The organism is Candidatus Protofrankia californiensis (genome assembly GCF_900634765.1).
In the GTDB taxonomy this organism is placed as follows: Bacteria; Actinomycetota; Actinomycetes; order Frankiales; family Frankiaceae; genus Protofrankia; species Protofrankia californiensis.
Map to the genome: position 1 here is coordinate 55427 of NZ_CAAAFT010000067.1, position 5419 is coordinate 60845.

Sequence of the window (5419 nt, forward strand, 5' to 3'; positions counted from 1 at the left end):
CGTCCGGTGGTGGTCTCGATGGGCTCGGTGGCGGCCTCCGGCGGGTATTTCGTCGCGCTCGGAGCGGACGCGATCGTGGCGCATCCGGGCACCCTCACCGGGTCCATCGGGGTGTTCGGCGGCAAGCAGGTCGTCCGCGAACTGCTGGACAAGGTCGGCGTGCGCTTCGGTGCGGTCGCCGAGGGAGAGAACGCGCTGATGACCTCCCCGCGGCGTGAGTTCAGCCCGTCCGAACGCAAGAAGCTGGACGAGTTCCTGGACCGGATCTACGAGGACTTCGTCACCAAGGTCGCCGTGGGCCGGAGGATGTCGCCGGAGGCTGTGCACGAGGTCGCTCGAGGACGGGTGTGGACAGGCGCCGACGCCCGTGAGCGCGGCCTCGTGGACGTCCTCGGGGGGCTTTCCCAGGCATGCGAGCTGGCCTGGGAGAAGGCCGGCCAGCCCGCGTCGGTGACCCCGCGGCTGCGTGTCCTGCCGAAGCCGGCGCTGGTGGACAGGCTGCGTCCACCGCGCTCCAGTGAGGAACCCGCGGCTGCCGGGACGGGCGGGGCGCCCCTGAGCGGTCTGTCCCTGACCGGTCCGCCTTTGACCGCTCTGCCCTTGGCCGGCGCGGTGGTTCTGGGAGCGTCACTGGAGTTGATGGCGCAACGGGTCATCGGCGGGGCGTATGCCACTGTCGGTGGTGAGGCATTCGCCGCCGGCTGGGGTCCGCTGGCGGTGGCTGCGGCCCGGGCGGGCCTGCCGGTCGGCGGTCCGCTGCTGATGCCGCCGCTGGGCTGTGTCACCTGACCGGCCCAAAAAGTCCCTGACCGGCCGATAAGCTCCCTGACCAGCCAGAGATCACTGATCGGGCGAAAGCGGCGCGATCATGTTCTTTCCGCGTCGCCCGCGACAGGCCCGGCGTGATCGGCCGCAGTACCGGTGGTACGACCTGCTTTCGGCGGCGTCGGCAGGGCAGGTCGCCTCTGGACCCCCTTGTCGTGGCGCCGACGGCGGCTTCGTCATCGCGCACTGGACCGGCTTTCGTGTCCGACGTGGCGTGCCGAAGGTGCGTGTCGTGAGCGCGGTGGCGATAGTCTCGGCCGGGTCGTATTTCGTCGGCGCTGCCGATGCCCGCCCTGTCGCACCAGTAGCGTTTTAGTCGGACGTGTCCGTTCGGATGTGCCACACCGGAGGTCGAGGCCCGTGCCGTCCATCGAGGCTGTAGAAGCTCGCGAGATCCTTGACTCGCGGGGCAACCCGACCGTCGAGGTCGAAGTCGTCCTGGAAGACGGCACACTCGGCCGCGCCGCCGTACCGAGCGGCGCGAGCACCGGAGCTTTCGAGGCCGTCGAGCTGCGGGACGGCGACGACCGCTATGGCGGCAAGGGCGTACGTAACGCGGTGGCCGCCGTGATCGACCGGATCGGCCCCGAGATCGTGGGGTTCGAGGCCACTGAGCAGCGGATCCTCGACCTGGCTCTCCTGGACCTCGACGGGACGCCGGACAAGTCCGCCCTGGGTGCGAACGCGCTGCTCGGGGTCAGTCTGGCGGTCGCCAAGGCCGCGGCCAAGGCGTCCGACCTGCCGCTGTTCCGTTATCTGGGCGGGCCGGGCGCGCACCTGCTGCCGGTGCCGCTGATGAACGTCGTCAACGGTGGTGCGCACGCCGACACCAACGTCGACATCCAGGAGTTCATGATCGCTCCGATCGGGGCGGCGACGTTTGCCGAGGCGCTGCGCTGGGGCGCGGAGACCTACCATGCGCTCAAGAGCGTGCTGAAGGCACAGGGGCTGGCCACCGCTGTCGGTGACGAGGGTGGTTTCGCCCCGAACCTGCCCGCGAACCGCGCCGCGCTCGACCTGCTTGTGGAGGCCATCGGTAAGGCGGGGTTCCGGCCCGGGGAGGACATCGCCCTGGCCCTCGACGTGGCCTCGACGGAGTTCTTCGACGACGGTGCCTACCGGTTCGAAGGTGCCCGCCGCAGCGCGCAGGAGCTCAGCGACTACTACGCCGAGCTGGTATCGGCCTACCCGATCGTCTCGATCGAGGACCCGCTTGCGGAGGACGACTGGGCCGGCTGGGTGCAGCTCACCGCCCGTCTCGGTGGATCGGTGCAGCTTGTCGGTGACGACCTGTTCGTCACCAACCCGCAGCGACTTGCCCGCGGCATCGCCGAGAAGGCCGGTAACGCTCTGCTGGTCAAGGTCAACCAGATCGGCACGCTCACCGAGACCCTGGACGCGGTGTCACTCGCGCACCGCAACGGTTACCGGTCCATGATCTCCCACCGGTCCGGCGAGACCGAGGACACCACCATCGCCGACCTCGCGGTCGCCCTCGATGCCGGGCAGATCAAGACCGGTGCTCCGGCCCGCAGCGAGCGGGTCGCCAAGTACAACCAGCTGCTGCGTATCGAGGAGGGGCTCGACGACGCTGCTCGATATGCCGGGGCGGGGGCCTTTCCTCGCTTTTTGCCGACAGCCGGGTGACACCGGTGCCGCGCCGCACCACGTTCACCACCCGGATGACCCTGTTGCTGGTGGTGATCTGTGTGCTCGTGCTGACTCTGGCCTATCCGTTGCGGCTCTACCTGCGGCAGCAGAGTCAGATCGACGAGCTCGCGGCGCACAACGCCGAACAGCGCAAACGGGTGGAGGCCCTGAAGACCAAGGTGGCCGGCTACGACGATCCGGCGTGGGCCCAGGACGAGGCCCGGGTTCGGCTGCATTACACCCGGCCCGGGGAGAAGGTCTACCTGGTACCGGCGGCGTCGGCCACGCCGACCCCGACCCCCCCGGCCACCGCGCGATGACCGGCTGTCGGGGCGGTAGTACACCCGGCGAGGCCGCCGTCGACCCGGAGGCCGCCGTCGACCCGGAAGTCATTGTCAGCCCGGAGGCCGCCGAGGTTGTCGGGACTGCCGAGGTCGTCGAGGTTGTCGCGCGTCAGCTCGGCCGGCAGCCGCGGGCGATGCACCGAGTCGCCCACTGGTGCTCCTGCGGCCTGCCGGATGTGGTCGAGACCTGGCCCAGGCTGGCCGACGGGACGCCGTTCCCCACGTTGTACTACCTGACCTGCCCGCGGGCGGCGTCGGCGATCGGGCGGCTGGAGGCGTCCGGCCTGATGCGGGAGATGACCGAGCGGCTTGCCGCCGACCATGACGGGTCTCTTGCCTGCCGTTACCAGGCGGCGCATCGCGACTACCTGGCCCGCCGGGACGCCCTTGCCGAGCTGCCCGGCGCGCCGAGCGCGGGCGGGATGCCCACCAGGGTGAAGTGCCTGCACGTGTTGGTCGCCCACAGTCTGGCAGCTGGCCCGGGGGTGAACCCGTTCGGTGACGAGGCCCTGGCCCTGCTACTGGACTGGGGTGCCCGCGGGCCGTGCGTGACCGCTGGTCCGTGTGGATCCGGACGGGAGGGTGGATCGTCGTGACCCGGGTGGCTGCCATCGACTGCGGCACCAACTCGATCCGGCTGCTCGTCGCCGAGGCGGCGAGCGAGGCCGACGCCGGGCACGCGCCGGGTGGTCATGCCGGTCATGTCGCGGATCATGCTGGAGGTACGGGCCGTGCGGGAGGCAGGCGTGCGGCCGCCGGCGTCCCCCGACTGCGGGATCTGACCCGCCGCATGGAGATCGTCCGGCTGGGAGCCGGGGTGGACCGTACCGGCGAGCTGTCACCCGAGGCGCTGGATCGGACGTTCACGGCGCTGCGCGACTACGCCGGGGAGATCGACCGGCTCGGCGCGTCCAGAGTGCGGATGGTGGCCACCAGCGCGACCCGGGATGCCCGCAACCGGGACGTCCTGGTGCACGGGGTCCGCGCGATCCTCGGCGTCGAGCCGGAAGTGATCACCGGCGACGAGGAGGCCGCGCTGTCCTACGCCGGTGCCACGGGGGAGCTGCGAGGCCACCCCGAGCCGTTCGTCGTGGCCGACATCGGGGGCGGGTCGACCGAGCTGGTCCTCGGGGACGCCGTGAAGGTGCACGCGGCCAGGTCGGTGAACGTCGGCTGTGTGCGGCTGGCCGAACGGCATCTGCACGACGACCCACCCACGGCCGGGCAGCTGGCGGCGGTGGTCGCCGACGCCCATGCCGCGTTCGACCTGGCCGAACAGACCGTGTCGATCCGCTCGGCCGCAACCCTCGTCGGGGTGGCCGGGACGGTGACGACGGTGGCAGCCCTTGCCGCGGACCTGCCCGGTTATGACCCCGACCGGATTCACCTGTCCGTGACATCGGCATCGGACGTCGCCGCGGTGGCCGACCGGTTGGCGGCGATGTCGCATGCGCAACGGGCAGCCCTCCCGGTGATGCATCCCGGTCGGGTTGACGTGATTGTCGCAGGGGCTCTGGTGCTGCGGACGCTGGTCGAGCGTGTCGGCGCGGCTGCCGTGATCGCCAGCGAGCACGACATCCTCGATGGTATCGCCCTGTCACTGCTCGGCTCGTAGGTTTCCCGGGTCCTCCGAGCACGCGAAAACCATGATCGCACGCTCGTTGGCCAGCTACTCGTCGGCCGGCTGGACAGGTCTAGTCTTGTGGCTCGATGGACGAGCTCTGCAACGGCGTACGCGACCTCGACGCTTTTGACGGCGCCGACGGTACCGGCGGGGCCGACGCCCCTGGCGGTGTCGGCGGTACCGCCGGCGTCGGTGATGTCGATGACCGGCGTCCGGTTGCGCCGGGTTCGGGCTGGCCGGGGGATCCTGCCTCGGTGGTGACCCCGGTGGCCGTCACGTCAGGTGATGTTGAGCGGCTCGCCGCTTCCGCGACCGACACGTTCGATCTTGACGCCAGGATGTCGGTGTGCCGGGCTTGTCCGCGTCTGGTCGGTTGGCGGGAGGATGTCGCCCGGCTGCGGCGGGCCGCTTTTGCGCGTGAGCGCTACTGGGGTCGACCGGTTCCGTCGTTCGGCCCCGCTGACGCCCGGGTACTCGTTGTCGGTCTGGCGCCGGCGGCTCATGGCGGCAACCGCACCGGGCGAATCTTCACCGGGGACCGAAGCGGTGACTGGCTGTTCGCGTCCTTGCACCGGGTCGGGCTCGCACAGTTACCGACCTCGGTGTCGGCTGGTGACGGCCAGCGTCTGATCTCCACCCGCATCGTGGCCGTGGTTCGGTGTGCTCCGCCGGTGAACAAGCCAACCACACAGGAACGGGACACCTGCCGGGGATGGCTGGTCCGTGACCTTGAGCTGTTGCGGCCGACTCTGCGTGCGGTCGTTGTGCTCGGCGGGTTTGCCTGGACGGCCCTGTGGCCGGCGCTGGAGCGGGCCGGTTATCGGGTGCCGTCGCCGCGACCGACATTCGGACATGGCCGCCGTGTTGTCCTTGCGGATGTTCCCACGCACTCTCCGGCAGAGCTGCAGCGGTATGGGACGGGTTCAGCGCAGCGAGTTGCCACTGAACCCGCCACTGAACCCGCCACTGAACCTGC

At 70.4% G+C, this 5419-nt stretch carries 6 protein-coding genes; all 6 read left to right on the forward strand.

The features are described 5' to 3' along the window. Positions 1-789: S49 family peptidase (locus DD1DGNOD_RS28770; RefSeq protein ID WP_241255454.1), on the forward strand; the 789-nt coding region annotated here is incomplete at its 5' end. Between the two features lie 396 nt (positions 790-1185). Next, the gene (gene eno, locus DD1DGNOD_RS04255) at positions 1186-2472 is read left to right on the forward strand and encodes a phosphopyruvate hydratase (RefSeq protein WP_131765315.1); all 1287 of its coding nucleotides are present in this window, start codon (positions 1186-1188) and stop codon (positions 2470-2472) included. Then, complete coding sequence (locus tag DD1DGNOD_RS04260) at positions 2469-2795, forward strand: FtsB family cell division protein (RefSeq protein WP_346434262.1); 327 nt, start codon at positions 2469-2471, stop codon at positions 2793-2795. The genes eno and DD1DGNOD_RS04260 overlap by 4 nt, the downstream gene beginning before the upstream one ends. Then, a complete protein-coding gene (locus DD1DGNOD_RS04265; RefSeq protein WP_131769492.1) occupies positions 2792-3415 on the forward strand; it encodes a DUF501 domain-containing protein in 624 nt (207 codons plus the stop codon). Before DD1DGNOD_RS04260 ends, DD1DGNOD_RS04265 begins: the two co-directional genes overlap by 4 nt. Beyond that, the gene (locus tag DD1DGNOD_RS04270) at positions 3412-4434 is read left to right on the forward strand and encodes a Ppx/GppA phosphatase family protein (RefSeq protein ID WP_131769493.1); all 1023 of its coding nucleotides are present in this window, start codon (positions 3412-3414) and stop codon (positions 4432-4434) included. Before DD1DGNOD_RS04265 ends, DD1DGNOD_RS04270 begins: the two co-directional genes overlap by 4 nt. A 347-nt stretch (positions 4435-4781) precedes the next feature. After that, a partial coding sequence (locus DD1DGNOD_RS04275) for a uracil-DNA glycosylase family protein (protein ID WP_430827753.1) occupies positions 4782-5419 on the forward strand: 638 nt, incomplete at its 3' end.

Excerpts from the sequence above, each read along its gene's own strand:
- DD1DGNOD_RS04265 (WP_131769492.1), top strand. The coding sequence starts at position 2,792 with ATGACCGGCTGTCGGGGCGGTAGTACACCCGGCGAGGCCGCCGTCGAC.